At 67.3% G+C, this 16,855-nt stretch carries 18 protein-coding genes; 11 read left to right on the forward strand and 7 right to left on the reverse strand.

Annotated features, from left to right (window positions below; all coding sequences use genetic code 11):
* The first annotated feature begins 139 nt into the window (after positions 1 to 139).
* Both pgeF and TSH64_RS07370 read left to right on the forward strand, forming a co-directional pair.
* Entirely contained in the window at positions 140 to 907 is a 768-nt protein-coding gene (gene pgeF / locus TSH64_RS07365) for a peptidoglycan editing factor PgeF (RefSeq protein WP_109096180.1), read from the forward strand.
* Positions 908 to 1,109: 202 nt separating this feature from the next.
* Complete coding sequence (locus tag TSH64_RS07370) at positions 1,110 to 2,045, forward strand: ribose-phosphate pyrophosphokinase (protein WP_063635101.1); 936 nt, start codon at positions 1,110 to 1,112, stop codon at positions 2,043 to 2,045.
* Between the two features lie 128 nt (positions 2,046 to 2,173).
* Here TSH64_RS07370 and TSH64_RS07375 read toward each other — a convergent pair whose 3' ends face one another.
* A complete protein-coding gene (locus TSH64_RS07375) occupies positions 2,174 to 2,383 on the reverse strand; it encodes a helix-turn-helix transcriptional regulator (protein ID WP_109096181.1) in 210 nt (69 codons plus the stop codon).
* Between the two features lie 57 nt (positions 2,384 to 2,440).
* Between TSH64_RS07375 and TSH64_RS07380 the strand changes: the two genes are divergently transcribed.
* Complete coding sequence (locus TSH64_RS07380) at positions 2,441 to 3,145, forward strand: LexA family transcriptional regulator (protein WP_247872803.1); 705 nt, start codon at positions 2,441 to 2,443, stop codon at positions 3,143 to 3,145.
* Between the two features lie 120 nt (positions 3,146 to 3,265).
* Entirely contained in the window at positions 3,266 to 3,553 is a 288-nt protein-coding gene (locus TSH64_RS07385) for a hypothetical protein (RefSeq protein WP_109096183.1), read from the forward strand.
* Positions 3,554 to 3,559: 6 nt separating this feature from the next.
* On the opposite strand, the gene TSH64_RS07390 is transcribed toward TSH64_RS07385, so the two are convergent.
* The gene (locus TSH64_RS07390) at positions 3,560 to 3,949 is read right to left on the reverse strand and encodes a carboxymuconolactone decarboxylase family protein (RefSeq protein ID WP_109096184.1); all 390 of its coding nucleotides are present in this window, start codon (positions 3,947 to 3,949) and stop codon (positions 3,560 to 3,562) included.
* A gap of 290 nt (positions 3,950 to 4,239) precedes the next feature.
* Here TSH64_RS07390 and TSH64_RS07395 point away from each other — a divergent pair, with 290 nt between their 5' ends.
* Positions 4,240 to 5,034: a molecular chaperone TorD family protein gene (locus tag TSH64_RS07395; protein ID WP_247872804.1), complete on the forward strand. Its 795-nt coding sequence runs from the start codon at positions 4,240 to 4,242 to the stop codon at positions 5,032 to 5,034.
* A 170-nt stretch (positions 5,035 to 5,204) separates the two neighbouring features.
* A complete protein-coding gene (locus TSH64_RS07400; protein ID WP_247872805.1) occupies positions 5,205 to 7,373 on the forward strand; it encodes a hybrid sensor histidine kinase/response regulator in 2,169 nt (722 codons plus the stop codon).
* Here the strand turns inward: TSH64_RS07400 and TSH64_RS07405 are convergent.
* On the reverse strand, positions 7,366 to 7,617 hold the full coding sequence (locus tag TSH64_RS07405) for a hypothetical protein (RefSeq protein WP_109096187.1): 252 nt from the start codon (positions 7,615 to 7,617) through the stop codon (positions 7,366 to 7,368). The genes TSH64_RS07400 and TSH64_RS07405 overlap by 8 nt on opposite strands.
* 174 nt (positions 7,618 to 7,791) lie before the next feature.
* Positions 7,792 to 8,016, reverse strand: coding sequence for a hypothetical protein (locus TSH64_RS07410; RefSeq protein WP_042443767.1), 225 nt, complete (start codon positions 8,014 to 8,016; stop codon positions 7,792 to 7,794).
* Positions 8,017 to 8,398: 382 nt separating this feature from the next.
* Between TSH64_RS07410 and TSH64_RS07415 the strand changes: the two genes are divergently transcribed.
* Complete coding sequence (locus TSH64_RS07415) at positions 8,399 to 8,767, forward strand: hypothetical protein (protein ID WP_247872806.1); 369 nt, start codon at positions 8,399 to 8,401, stop codon at positions 8,765 to 8,767.
* Between the two features lie 4 nt (positions 8,768 to 8,771).
* On the opposite strand, the gene TSH64_RS07420 is transcribed toward TSH64_RS07415, so the two are convergent.
* Genes TSH64_RS07420 through TSH64_RS07430 form a run of 3 tightly spaced genes read right to left on the reverse strand, consistent with a single transcriptional unit; the run spans position 8,772 to position 11,445 of the window.
* On the reverse strand, positions 8,772 to 9,719 hold the full coding sequence (locus tag TSH64_RS07420; protein ID WP_109096188.1) for an ABC transporter ATP-binding protein: 948 nt from the start codon (positions 9,717 to 9,719) through the stop codon (positions 8,772 to 8,774).
* Positions 9,716 to 10,711 (reverse strand): HlyD family efflux transporter periplasmic adaptor subunit, encoded by a 996-nt coding sequence (locus tag TSH64_RS07425; RefSeq protein ID WP_109096189.1) that lies wholly within the window; start codon positions 10,709 to 10,711, stop codon positions 9,716 to 9,718. Before TSH64_RS07425 ends, TSH64_RS07420 begins: the two co-directional genes overlap by 4 nt.
* Positions 10,708 to 11,445, reverse strand: coding sequence for a TetR/AcrR family transcriptional regulator (locus TSH64_RS07430; RefSeq protein WP_109096190.1), 738 nt, complete (start codon positions 11,443 to 11,445; stop codon positions 10,708 to 10,710). Before TSH64_RS07430 ends, TSH64_RS07425 begins: the two co-directional genes overlap by 4 nt.
* 351 nt (positions 11,446 to 11,796) lie before the next feature.
* On the opposite strand from TSH64_RS07430, the gene nifA reads away from it, so the two are divergent.
* The 4 genes from nifA to TSH64_RS07450 all read left to right on the forward strand — a co-directional run bounded on the left by nifA (position 11,797) and on the right by TSH64_RS07450 (position 16,727).
* Positions 11,797 to 13,719 carry a nif-specific transcriptional activator NifA gene (gene nifA, locus TSH64_RS07435; RefSeq protein ID WP_109096191.1) on the forward strand — a complete coding sequence of 641 codons (1,923 nt, stop codon included), beginning with the start codon at positions 11,797 to 11,799 and terminating at the stop codon, positions 13,717 to 13,719.
* A gap of 123 nt (positions 13,720 to 13,842) precedes the next feature.
* Entirely contained in the window at positions 13,843 to 14,739 is an 897-nt protein-coding gene (locus TSH64_RS07440; RefSeq protein ID WP_247872807.1) for an adenylate/guanylate cyclase domain-containing protein, read from the forward strand.
* 187 nt (positions 14,740 to 14,926) lie between these two features.
* The gene (nifB, locus tag TSH64_RS07445) at positions 14,927 to 16,489 is read left to right on the forward strand and encodes a nitrogenase cofactor biosynthesis protein NifB (RefSeq protein WP_109452390.1); all 1,563 of its coding nucleotides are present in this window, start codon (positions 14,927 to 14,929) and stop codon (positions 16,487 to 16,489) included.
* 46 nt (positions 16,490 to 16,535) lie between these two features.
* A complete protein-coding gene (locus TSH64_RS07450) occupies positions 16,536 to 16,727 on the forward strand; it encodes a 4Fe-4S dicluster domain-containing protein (RefSeq protein WP_014248512.1) in 192 nt (63 codons plus the stop codon).
* Positions 16,728 to 16,855: the final 128 nt, after the last annotated feature.

The raw sequence follows: 16,855 nt of genomic DNA on the forward strand, positions 1-16,855 counted from the left end.
GCGGACACGGAAACCGGGTCAGAGACACCGCACCATAACCGCCAGAACCACAATCCGGGCGGACCGTGCATCGCGTCCCCTGCCCTGTCGGGCATGATTGCCGGGCATGGGGGCCACAGAATAGGGAAGGACGGCGTTCGTGATCACACTCGGCGCGCTGAACGACATCACCCACATCAGACACGCCTTTTTCACCCGCACCGGCGGGGTTTCCACCGGTCTCTACGCCTCGCTGAACTGCGGGCTGGGGTCCAACGACTCCGCCGCGGCCGTGCATGAGAACCGCGCCCGCGCCGCCGCGCGCATGGAGGTGGCACCCGCCAACCTCATCACCTGCTATCAGGTCCACAGCCCGACCTGCGTCTTGGTGGAAGAGCCCTGGACTCCGGAAACGGCACCGAAGGCAGACGCCATGGCGACCCGGCAGCCGGGGATCGCGCTGGGCATCCTGACCGCCGACTGCGCGCCCGTCCTGTTCGCCGACAGCAAGGCGCGGGTGATCGGCGCCGCCCATGCCGGCTGGAAGGGCGCCAAGGGCGGCGTCATCGAGGCGACCGTCGCCCGCATGGTCGAGCTGGGCGCCAAGCCGAACCGCATCGTTGCCTGCATCGGCCCCTGCATCGCCCAGCGCTCCTACGAGGTGGGTCCGGAATTCCCGGCGCCGTTCGAGGAGGAGGATGCGCGCAACCGCGATTATTTCGCTCCTGCGCGCAAGCCCGGCCATTTCTTGTTCGATCTGGCGGCCTACGTCACCCGCCGGCTGGGCGACTCCGGCGTCACGGTGATCCAGCGCTGCCCCAACGACACGGTGGCCGAGGAGGACCGCTTCTTCAGCTATCGCCGCTCCTGCCTGCGGGGAGAGACGGATTACGGCCGCGGCCTTTCGGCCATCGTCCTGCAGAACTGAAACGGCGCGAACGGGTCGGCGGAACGGCCATGGTCATGCCGCCCGCGCAGGGCGGCATTCCCCAATGGGGAAAGACCCGACCGTCATGGAACGTTTACATGGGGCCGACCCTTTGTTATGGTCCGCCCCGTTTTCAAGGGGCGCCGGCGCGCAAGCGGCGAACGTGCCTTGAGCCGTTTCCCTGCAAAGAGAGCCGACCCCGATGAAGGTGCTTGCCGGCAACAGCAACCGTCCGCTGGCCGAGGCGATCTCCACCTGTCTCGGCGTGCCGCTGACCAAAGCCAGCGTCCGCCGTTTCTCCGACATGGAGGTTTTCGTCGAGATCCTGGAGAACGTGCGCGGCGAGGACGTGTTCGTCGTCCAGTCGACCTCGTTCCCGGCCAACGACAACCTGATGGAACTGCTGGTGACGATCGATGCGCTTCGGCGCGGGTCGGCCCGGCGCATCACGGCGGTCATCCCCTACTACGGCTACGCCCGCCAGGATCGCAAGACCGGCCCGCGCACGCCAATCTCGGCCAAGCTGGTCGCCAACCTGATCACCCAGGCCGGCGCCAACCGCGTGCTGACGATGGACCTGCACGCAGGCCAGATCCAGGGCTTCTTCGACATCCCCACCGACAACCTGATGGCCGCCCCGGTCTTCGAGAAGGACATCCGCCAGTCCTTCGAGAGCATCGACGAGATCACCATCGTGTCGCCGGACGTCGGCGGCGTGGTGCGCGCCCGCGCGCTGGCCAAGCGCCTGGACGCCGATCTGGCGATCATCGACAAGCGGCGTGAGCGCGCCGGCGTGTCGGAGGTGATGAACATCATCGGCGACGCCAACGGCCGCCGCTGCATCCTGATCGACGACATCGTCGACTCGGGCGGTACGCTGTGCAACGCCGCCGTCGCCCTGATGGAGGCCGGTGCCAAGTCGGTCCACGCCTTCTGCACCCACGGCGTCCTGTCCGGCGGTGCGGTCGCCCGCGTCGCCGTGTCGCCGCTGGAGCAGCTGGTCACCACCGACAGCATCCAGGCGACCGAGGCGGTGCGCGTGTCGCGCAACATCCGCCAGCTGACCATCGCCCCCCTGCTCGCCGAAGCGATCATGCGCATCAGCGAGGAACGGTCGGTGTCGAGCCTGTTCTCCTAGAGTGTGATCGCTTCACGCTGGATTGCTTGAAGCGTGAATCACACGGAAGACTCTAAGAGCGGCAGCGTTACAGGAAAGGTCCTTTCCCACCGGGAGAGGGCCTTTTTTGTTGCGCGCGTTCCGCTCCATCACCCCTGCCCCTGTCCGTCACCTAGCCCATGGAAGTCGTTCGCCGTGACCTGCCCACCAGTGGCGGCGGCGATTCGGGCCATGACGGCGGGACGGGGGACGCGGCGGCCATGGCGGTAGCGGTTGACCGTCGCCTGGGTCGTCCCGATCAGGGCGGCAAAGGCCTCTTCCTTGGTTGCGGTCCGGTTGAGCCAATCGTCGAGCGTCATACCGCAATGGTTTAGACCAAGCAGGCTTCTGCGCGCAACTGGATTTATTCCGCTCTGGTGGACTTTCCGAAGCCGTTTTGGTATGAAGGTCACATGACCACAATGCGCGAACTGCGGCAGGCCGCCGGGCTGAGCCAGGAAAAGCTGGCCGAGATGGCCGGTACCTCCCAGCCACAGATCAACAAGCTGGAAACCGGCCAGCGCAAGTTGACCGTCGACTGGGCGGTCAAGCTGGCCGGGCCGCTGGGCGTGGAGCCGGCGGTCCTGCTCGGTCTCGACGGGCCGACCGCCGCGACGGCCCAAGCGCCTTCCCAGCGCCCCGCCCGCCCGTCGCTTCCGCCGCTCCTCCGCACGGCACCGCTTCCGCAGGCGCAGGCCGCGGCGTCGATGCCGGTACGGGCGGCGGCACGTGGCGGCGTGGACCAGGAAATGTTTCTGGAGGACGGGCCCATCGACTGGATCGCACGCCCCGACTATTTGAAGAACGCCCGCGATCCATATGCCATGTATGTGGTCGGCGAATCGATGATGCCGCGTTTCCGCCCGGCCCAGCTTCTGCACGTCAACCCGCACAAACCGCCAGCCGCGGGATCCGGGGTGGTGGTGGTCAAATGCAACAAAGCGGTGCTGGTGAAGGAGTTCGTGCGGCGAGGCGCCGACATGGTGATCCTGCGCGAATACCGGCCGGCCGACCGCGAATTTTCCGTGCCGCTGGAAGAAATCGACACCCTGCACACCGTGGTCGGCTTGCAGGAGCCCTGACCGACATACCACAACGGTATCGGCTTTTTCTGGTCCTTATAGTCCAAATTGGACTATTCCTTTGTTCGGCGAAGCGGCGGACATCTCCGGCGCACCGCAGTCGATCGAGGAGACAAGGCCATGCCACAGCTTTATCCGCGCTTCCATCCCGGCCCATCGGGCGGGCGGCTCGACAGCTTCAGCGAGCGCGGCGCCCACGAACTGGCCCGCCGCATCCGCACCGCCTGGGCCAACATCGGCTGGGACGTGGAGGTGCGGGTGGAGCGCATCGCCAGCGAGGAAGTGGGCGACGGCCGCAGCACCGCCCACTTCACCGTTCGCAGCGACCTGATCAACGGCTTGCCCCAGCGCCGCCTGTCCCAACGCCGACCGGACGAGGCGGCCCGGGCGCTGCCGCGCGCCGCCTGATGCGGCTCACTTCAACCGCTCGTCCAACTCGACCTGATAGCCGACAGCGAGGCGGTTGGTCTCGTTCGCCATGCCAACCACCGCCATCAGCTCACCGAACTGCGCGTCGGTCATGCCCAGACGCCGCGCCGCCGCCTCGTGCGAGCGGACGCAATACTGGCAGTTGTTGGTGACGCTGACCGCGACGAAGATCATCTCCTTGACCAGCGGGTCCAGCGCACCGGGCGCCATCACCTCCTTCAGGCTCTCCCAGGTCCGTGCCAGGGTCGGCGGATGGTGGGCAATCGCCTTCCAGAAATTGTTCACGTCGGGGACGTTGCGCGTCGCCTTGATGTCGTCGTAGACGGCGCGGACCTCCGGGATCGCATCGGCCTGTTCGATCAGGGGAAGCGGCATGGCGGCGGGAACTCCTGTGGGGGATGGTGACTTGCGATAAGGCAGGACATCGTGTCGCAAGGCAACAGCCGGTCCATGTCTTTCCCCCGTCCATCGGCCAAGTTGACCGATGCCAGCCCCGCTGGTAGTAGAGACTTGCAACAGATCGCGCAAACGTTCGGACAAACGATCCGCCCGGAAGCCGCGGCGCTGAAAGAAATCCATAAGACACGAAATCTATTCGTGCAGCGTTCCCATGCGGCCCGGCCCCGGCACATGTCCGATCCGGCCCGAATGCCGGGAGGAACAGCGTGGACAGCACGGTTCTAGAGGCCGCCTTGCCACCCCATCGTCAGGACGGCCATCCCAAGGATGGTGCCGGCATCGCGGGAGCCCCTATTCCCAGCCCCCTCGATCTGGCCACCTCATCCCGGGGCCTGCGTCTACTCGTCCGCCTGCATGCCGAAGAACCGTCCGCCGCCTTGCTGGAGACGTTGCGACGCGAACCGGTCGGCCGCGGTCCGCTGGCACTCGACCGCGACGACTCGCAGCAGGCCGCCGCCCTGGTGGACGAGGTGGTGAGCGACCTGCCGGACCGGATCACCCGCAGCTGCCTCGCCCCGCTGGTCGCCGATTTCGCCGCCATCCACATCAACGGCGGGCTGCGGGCCTGTCCGACCGAAGGTCCGTGGCTGGAGGAGAAGCTGCGGGACGATGCCGCCGCGTCCCTGCTGCGCTGGCGCACTGGTCTGGGAGTGGAATTTGGCGGGCCGCCGCTGGACCGGCTGGCGGACGACCATGTCGCGGCGGAACTGGCTGTTCTGGCCGTGCTGCTCGACCGCGGGCGCACGCTCGACGCCGTCCGTTTCCTCGACCGCCACCCGCTGCGCTGGATGCCCGATTTCTGCAGCCGCGTCGCAACCCGTTGCCGTGAACCCTTCTTCGCCGGCATCGCCATCCTCACCAATGCCTATCTCGACGATCTGCGGGACCGGCTGGGCGATCTGTGCGGGCTGCCCCGCCCGGTGGATGACGGATCCGATGTCCGCCGCCGCCGCCGCTGGACGGAAGGGCGCTTTCCCCGCGCCTGCACCTGCGATCCGTAAACCGCCGAACTGCGACCCGCCATCGCCTCCCTGCCTTAAAGTCAGAGTTGCCCACCCTTCGATGCTTCGGCCATGGTGGCCGGAACGGGGTTGGGCCAAAGGCCTGCCCAGTGGCTTGTCCTGTGCCGCCGAAGGCCGGCAAGCTTCCTTTTTCCTGGCAATGGTTGGTGATGCCCGTTCGCAACCTCGACAGTCGGACCGACCGCAGGGGGGCAGTGCGCCTGCTGCGCCTGCTGCTGGCTGTGTCGGTCGCGCTGCCGCTCGTTCTGTTCGCCGGCATCGGCTGGCGCGAGCGGTGGGAGGCTCAGGACGAGGCCGAGCGGAGCAGCCGCAAGAACGCCCTGATCCTGCACGAACATGTGCTGAAGGTGTTCGACACCATGTCCCAGGTTCTGGACCGGGTGGACGAGCGCATCCATGGACGCAGCTGGCGCGAGATCGCCGAGTCGGAGCCGCTGCACCGCTATCTGAAGACTCTGAAAGGCGAACTTGAGCAGGTTGGCGCCATCGGGCTGACCGATCCCGACGGATTCGTGCGTAACTCGAGCCTCGTCTTCCCTGCACGCAACAGCTATATCGGCGACCGCGCGGATTTCCGGGAGCAGCGGGAGAAGGATTCCGGCCTGCTCATCGCCGGCCCGGTCGTCGACCCCACCAGCGGCAAACCCAGCTTCGGCATCAGCCGGCGCCGCAGCAGTCCAGGCGGCCCCGACGGCAGTTTCGACGGGATGATCGCCGCCATTATCGATCCCGATTATTTCGCCAGCTTCTACCGGCGGATCATCGGCACCGAAGGGGAATCCATCGCGCTGATCCGCGATGACGGCGCGATGCTGATGCGCTTCCCGACCCTGGACCCGACACGGCCGAACGCGACCCTGCCGACCCTGCCGGCCGACCGCGGCCTGCGTGCCGAAATCCGCCGCCAGCCGGACGAGGGAATTTTCCGCACCGGCAACAGCTTTGTGCAGGGGCTGGAGCGCGTGTTCGCCTATAAGCGGGTCGGCGCCTTCCCGATCTACGTCGTCTATGGGCTGGACGGGACTCAAGTCACCCGCTCCTGGTGGCGGAACATGGCTCTGGACGCCGCCTTCGTGGCTCCGGCGACGCTGGCGCTGGCGCTCCTCGCCTGGCTCGCCTACAGCCGCGCCGCGTCCGAAAATGCCGCGGTCCGGCGCTGGGCGGAGGAGGTGCGCAACCGCGAAAGGCTGGAGGAGGCGCTGCGCCAGAGCCAGAAGATGGAGGCGCTGGGCCAGTTGACCGGCGGGGTGGCGCATGACTTCAACAATCTGCTGACCGCAGCGCTCACCAACCTGCACCTGCTGGCCCGCCATCTGCCGGCCGACGGCCAGCGCTTCCTGGGCGGGGCGCGGACCGCGCTGGAACGGGCGGAGAAGCTGACACGGCAATTGCTGTCCTTTTCGCGCCAGGATGCCGTCAACCCGACGGTGGTCGATCTGGGCGACAGCCTGCGCCGGATGTCCGACCTGCTGGCCCGCTCCATCCGGGCGGACGTCGTACTGGAGTGGGACATCGCCCCTGTGCCGATGGCGGTCGCCATCGATCAGGTGCAGTTGGAGATGGCCGTGCTGAACCTGGTGCTGAACGCCCGCGATGCCATGCCCGGCGGCGGCCGAATCCGCATCGCCGCTGCGCCCGGTCCAGAGCCAAGCACCGCCCGCATCGAGGTTTCCGATTCCGGCGCCGGCATGCCGCCCGATGTGATGGCCCGCGCCTTCGACCCCTTCTTCACCACCAAGGGGGTCGGCAAGGGAACGGGGCTCGGCCTGTCGATGGTCTATGGATTCGCCCGACAGTCCGGCGGCAGCGCCACCATCGACAGCCGGCCCGGCGAGGGCACACATGTGTGCATCGACCTGCCGCTGACCGATGCCCGGCCGGAGGAGCCGGCCCCTGTCCCGGCGGCCCCGGTCGCGGACATCCGCCCGCTGCGCATCCTGGTGGTGGAGGACAATCCGCTGGTGCTGATGGCGACGGTGGAAGGACTGACCCAGGAAGGCTTCTCGGTCGAGACCGCGGAAGACGGCGTCACTGCGCTGGCTCTGCTGGAGACCGACCGCAACTTCGATCTTGTGGTGTCGGACGTCGTGATGCCGGGCGGCGTTTCCGGGGTCGACCTTGCCCGCCACATCCGCGAACACTGGCCGCAGTTGCGAGTCCTGCTTGCCTCGGGCTACAGCCCCGAATCGCTGGCCACCATGGGCGCCGACACCGCATCGGTGCTGGCGAAGCCCTTCACCCCCGACCAGCTGGCGGCACGAATCCGGTCGCTGACCAGGACCGGGCCGGGCGGCGGTGCGGCGGACGGGATCAGGTAAGCGCGCTGACGAACATCGGCGTCCACAGCGCCATGCACCACACCAGGCCAAGGCAAAGGCCACGGGTCAGATCGTCGAAGGTCGGCTGTTCCAGCCGGTTCAGCTTCCACATCGCATTGACTTCGCCCGGCGTCAGCGGCCGGTCGCCGGACCCGGTGTCAGGATCGAAATCGGACTGAAGCGTACGGCGATCGGTCTGCTCACGGCTGGCGGCTGCGCGCCGTTCGGGGTCGCGTGACGGCATGGCTGGGGCCTCGCATCGATAGCGGAATGCCCAACAAGTTTGTGACCGCCGCCGCCGGCGACCAGCCTTCCTTCCGTCCACGCCGGAATTTTGTCGACATACGAAAAAAGGCCGCCATCCGCTGGACGGATGCGGCCTTTTCGCCAAGCGTCCGGCCGGATCGGCCGGACGGGATCACTTGCCGGGACGGATCACCGGGGTGAGTTGATCGCCCCAGTTGCCGGTCTCGTTGTGGTAGCGGGCGGTGCGCATCAGCTCGACCGTCACGCCGGCCTCGACCGCCTTGACGACGGCGTCGTTCAAGCGGTGCAGGTTGTTGGCGACGATGCGGATGGCGCTTTCCTGCTCCGGCGTCAGTTCCGACCGGTCATCCGGCGGCGCGTCCTTGAAACCCGACATGCGTTGTTCCTTCCCCTGGATTGGGACCGCCCCGGCGGGACCGGCTGCGGTCCAGAACTTGGTCATGATCTTGACCGGCCTTTCCGGCCGGTTTTCATCATGTACCACATTGTGTGCGCCGCGACAAAGAGCACGACGCGCCAAGCGCTTGCGACCATTGGCCTCTTGCAACCGGCAAACCGACGCCCTGACGTTGCGGTGGAATCGGCCGGTCGAAAGTCCCGACCATGCCGGATACTCCGCCAAAGGTTGTTTTCTTACAAACAAAAGAAATAAAGCTTCAGTGTTGCAACAAACTCTTGGATTAACTCAATGGTTGACTATCCGCGATTGCGATGTACAGATCTCATCACGATCCAATTTTCCCCTGACGGAGATCATCTTGAAGAACGTTGCTGCCAAGGCCCTGCTCGTTGCGTCCTCGCTGTTTCTGATGCATGGCGCGGCGCTCGCCGGCCAGCAGGACTTCACGATCGTCAACAAGACCGGCTATCCGCTGAAGCACATCTACGTTTCGGAAAACAACAACAACAGCTGGGACGAGGATATCCTCGGCCGCGACGTCCTGAACGACGGCGAGTACTTCGAGGTTGCCTTCGCCAAGGCCGAGAGCACCTGCAAGTGGGACATGAAGGTCGTCTATGACGACGGCGAGTCGGCGGTGTGGCAGGGGCTGAACCTTTGCCAGCTCTCCAAGCTGACGCTGAAGTGGAACAAGAACACCGGCGTCACCTCGGCCCAGACCGAGTAACCCGTCACCGGAAATTGTCGGTGCTGCGGTTCATCAGATGGATAAAGACGTCTTCCAGCGTCGGTTCCGTCGCGGTGATCCGCAGCTCCGGCTGCCCAATCCAGGGGGCGAGCGCCCGGTCCAGGGCTGAAGAGTCGGTTCCACTGACATGCAGGCGGCTGCCGAATACCGCCACCATCTCCACTCCCGGCTGACCGTCCAGCGCCGCGGCGATACGGTGCAGGCCGCTGCCCACGACCAGACGGGTGTGCAGGCCCGACCCGGCAATCACCTGATCGACCGTTCCGTGCGTCATCAGCGTGCCGTAGGCGATGTACGCGATGCGGTGGCAGCGTTCCGCCTCGTCCATGTAATGGGTGCTGACCAGAACCGTCAGACCCTCGCCGGCCAGCCGGTGAATCTCATCCCAGAATTCCCGCCGCGCCTTGGGATCGACGCCCGCCGTCGGTTCGTCCAGCAGCAGCAGCTTCGGCTCGTGCAGGATGCAGGCGGCCAGCGCCAGACGCTGCTTCCAGCCACCGGACAGTTCCCCGGCCAACTGCGTGCGACGGTTGGACAGGCCCAGCCGGTCCAGCGCCTCCACCACCCGCCGCCGCCGGTCGGGCAGCCCATACATGCGGGCGACGAAGTCCAGATTCTCGGCGATGCTCAGATCCTCCCAGAAGCTGAACTTCTGGGTCATATAGCCGACCTGCCGCTTGATCGCCGCACTCTGCCTCCGGATGTCGAGGCCAAGGCAGGTGCCCTCCCCTGCATCGGGAGTTAACAGGCCGCACAGCAGCCGGATCGTCGTGGTCTTGCCCGACCCGTTGGGGCCGAGAAAGCCGTAGATCTCGCCGGTTTCCACCCTGATCGACACATCGTCGACCACGGTCTTGCTGCCGAAGCGCTTGACCAGGCCGCGCACGTCGATGGCCGGGCCGCCATTGGCCGCCGAGTTGTCCACCGTCATTGCCCCGCCCCCGCCGGCCGGCCATCCGCCAACCAGACATCGACCGGCAGGCCGGGGTTCAGCGGCCGGCCCGATGCCGGTTCCATCCGGGCCTCCACCCGGAAGACCAGCTTCTCCCGGCTGCCGACGCTGTAGATCACCGGCGGGGTGTATTCCGCCTGCGAGGCGATCCGGCTCACCCGTGCGGACAGGCCGGCTGGGCAGCCGTCGCAGCGCACCGACAGGGCGCCGCCCGGCACCACCCCCGCCAGTGCAGTCTCCGGGACGAACAGCACCAGCTTCACCCGCTCCGGCGGCAGGAGCGACACCACAGGGGAGCCGGCCGGCACCCACTCGCCGGGATTGTACAGCGTGTCCTCGACCAGGGCCGCCGCCGGGGCGACGGGAGCCAGATCGGCCAGCCGCCGTTCCGCCTGGGCAAGCGCCGCCTCTGCCTGGGTCACCGCCTCGTCGGCAGCGCGCAACTGTTCGGGCCGGGCCGGCAATGCGGCGACCGCCACTTGGGCATCCGCCTCCGCCAATTGGCCACGGTCCCGGCCGAAGGCGGCGCGCGCCTGATCGAGCTTGTCCGGGGACGAGACCTTGCGGGCGACCAACTCCTGCTGGCGGGCCAGCTCGGCGGTGGAATAGCGCAGCGCCGCCTCCGCCCGCGCCTTCTGCGCGGTCAGCACCGCCACCTCCTGCGCCCGCTTGCCGGTGGCGAGGTCGGCGCGCTGTGCCCGCGCCTGTGCCAGCGCCGCGGCAAGCCGGTCGCGCTCAGCCCTGGCGGTAGCGCGGTCGATGGCGAACAGCGGCGCTCCTGCCGCCACCTGTGCCCCGCGGGCGACCGACAGGCTTTCCAGCATACCGGCATTGGGGGCGGCGATGCGCAGATACTCTCCCTCGACATAGCCATGGGCGAGCGGCGGCGTCCCGCCGGCCGCGATGGGAAGCCCCATCGCCAGAGCGATGGCCGCCAGCCCATCCAGGAGATTTCCGAGAAATCCGCTCATGGCGCATCCTCCCCCGCTCCTGCCCGCCCTGTCTGCGAACCCGCATCACGCAGCAGGATCCGGCGCAGGTTGTCGATGTGGACCTCCACCAGCGCTGCCACATCCATGGGCGGTTCGCCATCGACCCCGTCGAAGGAGGTTCGCCACACGGCGCTCATCAACAGCGGTGCGACGATCAGACGCACACTGGGATCGAGTTCCATCGGACGGAACTCTCCGCTCTCCATGCCGCGCCGCAACAGGCCCCCGAGCACGCCGAAGCCGCGGCGGATCACCTCACGGTGGTAGAAGGCGGCAAGCTCGGGGAAATTGCCGGCCTCGGCGATCACCAGACGCGGGATCACCGCCATGCGTGTCGTGGCGATCAGCCGCGCCACCATGCGCAGCAGCCGCTCCAGCACCGGAAAGCATGGCCCGCCGGCTGAGGCGACCAGCGCTTCGGCCTGTTGCAGGTTCGGCAGGATGGCGGCCCGGATCACCGCCTTGAACAGCTCCTCCTTGCTGGGGAAGTAGAGATAGAGCGTGCCTTTGCTGACCCCGGCGCGGGCCGCCACCTCCTCCAGCCGCGCCGCGGCGAAACCGCGGTCGGCAAAGATCTCCATCGCGGCGGCGACGATCTCCTGCGGCCGGGCGTCCTTGCGGCGGCGCCAGCGCGGCGGTTCGCCGGACGCAGCCGGATCGGAGGCAGGTTCGGGACGGGAATCGGACGCAGGACCGGATTCGCGGGAGGGCATGGCGCGCCTCTCTTTATAACTGACCAGTCAGTTATTAACATGATACAACCATTCCACCAATGGCTAAGGTCATTGTGCGCCGCAGCAGAATCTATGCAAAAGGTCTTGCCTTTCGGCGAGCAGTCACGGACACTTTCCACCGGCTGGCAGCGTACGAACGGAGTCGCAGCCATGCCCGGCCTGGAAGACGGGCTCCAAAACAGGACATGAACGGCATGGCCGGACCAACGGCCGCCGCGGTTTTCGGGGGGTACGGATCAAGGCGCTGACGCCGGGACCCGACGGCTTACGATGGCTGGACCCTCCCGTCCGGCATTGGCCCGGGTCCCCAGCCGAGCGAGGGGATCGAACATGCCGAGTGCTGCCCAGTCCGCGTCATCCTCCAGCCTGGAGCTGCTGACGATCTACGAGGTCAGCAAGATCCTCGGGTCGTCGCTGGATCTGGAACAGACCCTGCGCGAGGTGCTGCGGGCACTGTCCTACCAGCTGCAGATGCATCGCGGCCGTGTCTATCTCCAGGGCGAGGACGGGGCCCTGCGCCTCGTCGCCGCGCAGGGCCTGCCCAAGGACTCGCCGGCGCAGGAGATCGACTACAACCAGGGTGAAGGCATCAGCGGCCGCATCCTGAAGACCGGCATGCCGGCGGTCGTGCCCAACCTCGCGGAGGAGCCGCTGTTCAACAACCGCTCCGGCGGGCGCGACGATCTGGACGAGCAGGTGGCGTCGCTGGTCGGCGTGCCGATCAAGGCGGCCGGCGCCGTCATCGGCGTGCTGACCATCGACCGCATCTCCGACGACGGCCCCAGCGGCCATTTCGGTTCCGATGTCCGTTTCCTGACCATGGTCGCCAACCTGATCGGCCAGACCGTCCGCCTGCACCGCACGGTGGCGGAAGAGCGGCGCTTCATGATGCGCGAGACCTTCCGCGTACAGAAGGAGTTGCGGCCGGTGGTGGCGCCGGTCAACGACGTGGTCTGCACCAGCCCCAACATGGTCGATGTGCTGGCCCAGGTGCACCGGGTGGCGCCCTTCAAGTCGACCGTTCTGATCCGCGGCGAGAGCGGCACCGGCAAGGAGCTGATCGCGCGCGCCATCCACAATCTGTCGCCGCGCAAGGACGCTCCTTTCATCCGCGTCAACTGCGCAGCATTGCCCGAATCGCTGCTGGAATCGGAGCTGTTCGGCCACGAGAAGGGATCCTTCACCGGCGCGCAGAAAGACCACAAGGGCCGGTTCGAGCTGGCCTCCGGCGGAACGCTGTTCCTGGACGAGATCGGCGACATCTCCTCCAACTTCCAGGCCAAGCTGCTGCGCGTGTTGCAGGAGCAGGAGTTCGAGCGGGTCGGCGGGTCGAAGACGATCAAGACCGACGTGCGGCTGATCTGCGCCACCAACCTGAACCTCGAAGAGGCGGTCGGCCACGGCAAGTTCCGCGCCGATCTGTATTTCCGCATCAACGTGGTGACCATCCACCTGCCGCCGCTGCGCGAACGGCGCGGCGACATCGGCATGCTGGCCAAGCATTTCGTCGGCAAGTTCGGCCGCGACAACGGCCTCAACCTGGACATCGCCCCGGACGCGCTGGAGGTGCTGAACCGCTGCACTTGGCCCGGCAACGTCCGCGAGTTGGAAAACTGCATCGAGCGGGCGGCGACCCAGTGCCGCAACGGCACCATCCGCGTGCCCGACCTGTCCTGCAGCATGAATCTCTGCAACTCGTCGGTTCTGTTCCAGTACCGCACCATGGGCGCCGCCGTCGGCGGGCTGGCCCCGTCGATGAGCGGAACGCCGACCAATCCGTCGGTCGCTCCTCCCTCGCAGGGGCGTCCGCAGACGCCTGCCATGCCCCAGGGGGCGCCGCAAGGGATGCCGCCGGCGATGCCGGCCCCCGCCAACGGGGCGGCGCATGGAGCAGCCAACGGAGCGCCCAACGGAGCGCAGTGGCCGGCCTGCGCATCGGGCTGCGGGGCGGGGCCAATGCCGGTCTGCGGCGCCTCGAAACCGCTGCCGCCTTCGGCCATCGTCCCCCTGCCCACCCCACAGCCGGCGGCATCCGTCCCGGCGGTCCCGTCCGCCCCGGCTCCGCAACCGGCCTCGGCCGGGCCCGACCTGCCGCTCGACGAACCGGAGTCGGGCCCGCTGCGCGACCGCCTGATCTGGGCGATGGAACGGACCGGCTGGGTCCAGGCCAAGGCCGCCCGGCTTCTGGGCATGACGACCCGTCAGGTGAGCTACGCGCTGCGCAAGTACAACATCGAGATCAAGCGGTTCTAGGTCCGGCAACCGGGGGGCCGGAAATCCGTCCGGCGGCACCCCCGTCGCGCACCCTGCGGTTTTGTGTTACCCTGCCGGGCCTTCGATTCGATGGCGTGCCCCCCGGTCGAACGGATTTCCGTCTTGCCTGCGCTTGAGAAGCCCCTCGCCCTGCTGTTCGTCGACATCGCCGACAGCACGATGCTGTACGAGCGCGTCGGCAACGTCGCGGCGGCGGCGCTGACACAGCGGGTGCTGGCCCATCTGCGCCGATTGGTGGATGAGAATCGCGGTGGGGTCATCAAGAGCCTGGGCGATGGTCTGCTCGCCGCCTTCCCATTGCGCGACGACAGCGCCCGCACCGCCTGCGCGATGATCGGCATCGAGGGCCAGTACGGGCTGCGGTTGCGCATCGGCATCCATTTCGGTTCCGTGATCGAAGGGGTCGGCGACCTGTATGGCGACGCCTGCAACGTCGCCGCACGGGTGCAGCAGATCGCCCGGCCGGGCGAGATCCTGGCGACCCTGGCTCTGGTGGAGGGCTTGTCGCCCGACCTGCGCGGCCGGACCAAGCCGCTGAGCAACGTCGCGATGAAGGGCAAGACGGCACCGATCGCCGTCCACCAAATCCGCACCGGCGACGATGCCGAGGACGCCATCGACAGCACCACGCTCGGCTTCTCGCTGGTGTCAGAGGTCGGCCGCAGAATGGTGACGCTGCACCTCGCCTATCGCGGGCAGGACATCACGCTGAGCCAAGCCCTGCCGCGCGTCACCATCGGGCGGGAGGACAGCAGCGGCCTGCGCATCGCCTCGCGCCAGACCTCCCGCCAGCATGCGGTGGTCGACTTCACCCGCGAGAGCTTCCTGCTGACCGACCATTCCACCAACGGCACCTTCATCCGCACCGGCGGGTCGCCGCCGCTGGTGCTACGCCGGGATGCGACCAAGCTGGTCGGCAGCGGCCTGATCGGCTTCGGGGCCGAGGTGCTGGACGAAGGGCAGGACCATGTCGTCGCCTTCCGCGCCGAGCTGGCCTGACCGGTTTGTCGGCACCCCGACAAAGCCCTCCGCCCACCCCGCCATTGTCGCAATGACGACAGCGTCCGCACCGCCGACAAATCCAGGCAAGCCTTTGTAATTCCATCGTTTCCTCTTTTGGCCCCGAACTTGCTTCTCATCGTTCCGTCCAACGGTGTCGTCCGGCACGGCAGGGAAGGAGTCGATGATGAGCAACGTGGTTTCGCTCGACAGCATCTTCGGGCTGGGGGAACTGGCCCCGCCGGCCGTGATGCCCGCAGCACCCGAGGCGGCGTCCGGCTGTTCGTCGTCGTCCTGCGGATCGTCGGACGGTCCGGCCGACATGGACCCGGCGGTGTGGGAGAAGGTGAAGAACCATCCCTGCTACTCGGAAGAGGCGCATCACTATTTCGCCCGCATGCATGTCGCGGTCGCCCCGGCCTGCAACATCCAATGCAACTACTGCAACCGCAAATACGATTGCTCGAACGAGAGCCGGCCGGGCGTGGTCTCCGAAAAGCTGACCCCCGATCAGGCGCTCAAGAAGATCCTCGCCGTCGCCCAGGAGATCCCGCAGCTGTCGGTGATCGGCATCGCCGGCCCCGGCGACAGCCTGGCCGCCGCCGGCAAGAACACCTTCGCCACCTTCGAGATGCTGCAGAGGAAGGCGCCGGACCTGAAGCTGTGCCTGTCCACCAACGGGCTGGCCCTGCCCGACCATGTGGACACCATCGCGCAGTACAACATCGACCACGTCACCATCACCATCAACATGGTCGATCCGGAGGTCGGCGCGCAGATCTACCCGTGGCTCTTCTACAAGCACAAGCGCTGGACCGGGCTGGACGCCGCCAAGATCCTGCATGAGCAGCAGATGCTGGGGCTGGAGATGCTGACCTCGCGCGGCATCCTGGTGAAGGTGAACTCGGTCATGATCCCAGGGGTCAACGACGAGCACCTGCTGGAGGTGAACAAGGCGGTGAAGAGCCGCGGCGCCTTCCTGCACAACATCATGCCGCTGATCTCCGACCCCGCCCATGGGACGTATTTCGGCCTGAACGGCCAGCGCGGCCCGACCGCGCAGGAGCTGAAGGTGGTGCAGGACGCCTGCGAGGGCGGGGCCAAGCTGATGCGCCACTGCCGCCAGTGCCGTGCCGATGCCGTCGGCCTGCTGGGCGAGGACCGCGGCGAGGAATTCACCGCCGACAAGATCGAGGCGATGGGCTTCATCGAGTATGACGACGAGGCCCGCCGCACCTACCGCGAGCATGTCGACTCCGAGCGCGCCGGCCGCCACGCCTCGAAGGCCGCAGCCCAGGCCGATGTTCGCGACAGCGTCGGCACGACGGTCGATCCGATCCTGATCGCCGTCGCCACCAAGGGCGGCGAGCGCATCAACGAGCATTTCGGCCACGCCAAGGAATTCCAGATTTACGAGGTCGGACCGGCCGGCGCCAAGTTCGTCGGGCACCGCCGCGTCGACCAGTATTGCGAAGGCGGCTCCGGCGATGTCGACACGCTGGACGGTGTGCTGGCCGCCATCAACGACTGCACCGCGGTGTTCGTCGCCAAGATCGGCGGCTGCCCGTCCAAGTCGCTGGCCGATGCCGGGATCGAACCGGTCGACCGCTTTGCCTTCGACTACATCGAGGAATCTGCGCTGGCCTACTTCAAGGACTACGCCGAGCGGCTCGGCCAGGGCGTCGTCCAGTCCCGTGCCGGCCAGGATGCGGTGATCCGCACCGGGGCGCTGACCGCGCGCCGCGCCTGACACCCTTTCCCCCTCCACAGCCATCCCATCACCCAAGGAGAGAGCCATGGCCTACAAGATCAAGTCCGCCGAATGCACCGTCTGCGGCGCCTGCGAGGCCGAGTGCCCGAACATCGCCATCAGCCTGAAGAAGGGCACCTACGTCATCGATCCGGCCAAGTGCACCGAGTGCCAGGGCCAGTTCGACAGCCCGCAATGCGCCGCCGTCTGCCCGGCCGACTGCTGCGTCCCGGCGTGATGTGACTCCCCCTCTTCCCTGGGGGAGGGGGGAAACCCAGGAGCACCGCGCCATGCTGGACGAGGTGGATGAGGACTGGCTCGCCCGCCGCTACTACGGCGGGGGGGTTTCCCCCCCGGGGGGGAGCC

Origin of the sequence: Azospirillum sp. TSH64 (assembly GCF_003116035.1) — a bacterium.
In the GTDB taxonomy this organism is placed as follows: Bacteria; Pseudomonadota; Alphaproteobacteria; order Azospirillales; family Azospirillaceae; genus Azospirillum.

Excerpts from the sequence above, each read along its gene's own strand:
- TSH64_RS07370 (WP_063635101.1), top strand. The coding sequence starts at position 1,110 with ATGAAGGTGCTTGCCGGCAACAGCAACCGTCCGCTGGCCGAGGCGATC.
- TSH64_RS07375 (WP_109096181.1), bottom strand. The coding sequence starts at position 2,383 with ATGACGCTCGACGATTGGCTCAACCGGACCGCAACCAAGGAAGAGGCC.
- TSH64_RS07385 (WP_109096183.1), top strand. The coding sequence starts at position 3,266 with ATGCCACAGCTTTATCCGCGCTTCCATCCCGGCCCATCGGGCGGGCGG.
- TSH64_RS07390 (WP_109096184.1), bottom strand. The coding sequence starts at position 3,949 with ATGCCGCTTCCCCTGATCGAACAGGCCGATGCGATCCCGGAGGTCCGC.
- TSH64_RS07400 (WP_247872805.1), top strand. The coding sequence starts at position 5,205 with ATGCCCGTTCGCAACCTCGACAGTCGGACCGACCGCAGGGGGGCAGTG.
- TSH64_RS07405 (WP_109096187.1), bottom strand. The coding sequence starts at position 7,617 with ATGCCGTCACGCGACCCCGAACGGCGCGCAGCCGCCAGCCGTGAGCAG.
- TSH64_RS07410 (WP_042443767.1), bottom strand. The coding sequence starts at position 8,016 with ATGTCGGGTTTCAAGGACGCGCCGCCGGATGACCGGTCGGAACTGACG.
- TSH64_RS07420 (WP_109096188.1), bottom strand. The coding sequence starts at position 9,719 with ATGACGGTGGACAACTCGGCGGCCAATGGCGGCCCGGCCATCGACGTG.
- TSH64_RS07425 (WP_109096189.1), bottom strand. The coding sequence starts at position 10,711 with ATGAGCGGATTTCTCGGAAATCTCCTGGATGGGCTGGCGGCCATCGCT.
- TSH64_RS07430 (WP_109096190.1), bottom strand. The coding sequence starts at position 11,445 with ATGCCCTCCCGCGAATCCGGTCCTGCGTCCGATTCCCGTCCCGAACCT.
- nifA (WP_109096191.1), top strand. The coding sequence starts at position 11,797 with ATGCCGAGTGCTGCCCAGTCCGCGTCATCCTCCAGCCTGGAGCTGCTG.
- nifB (WP_109452390.1), top strand. The coding sequence starts at position 14,927 with ATGAGCAACGTGGTTTCGCTCGACAGCATCTTCGGGCTGGGGGAACTG.
- TSH64_RS07450 (WP_014248512.1), top strand. The coding sequence starts at position 16,536 with ATGGCCTACAAGATCAAGTCCGCCGAATGCACCGTCTGCGGCGCCTGC.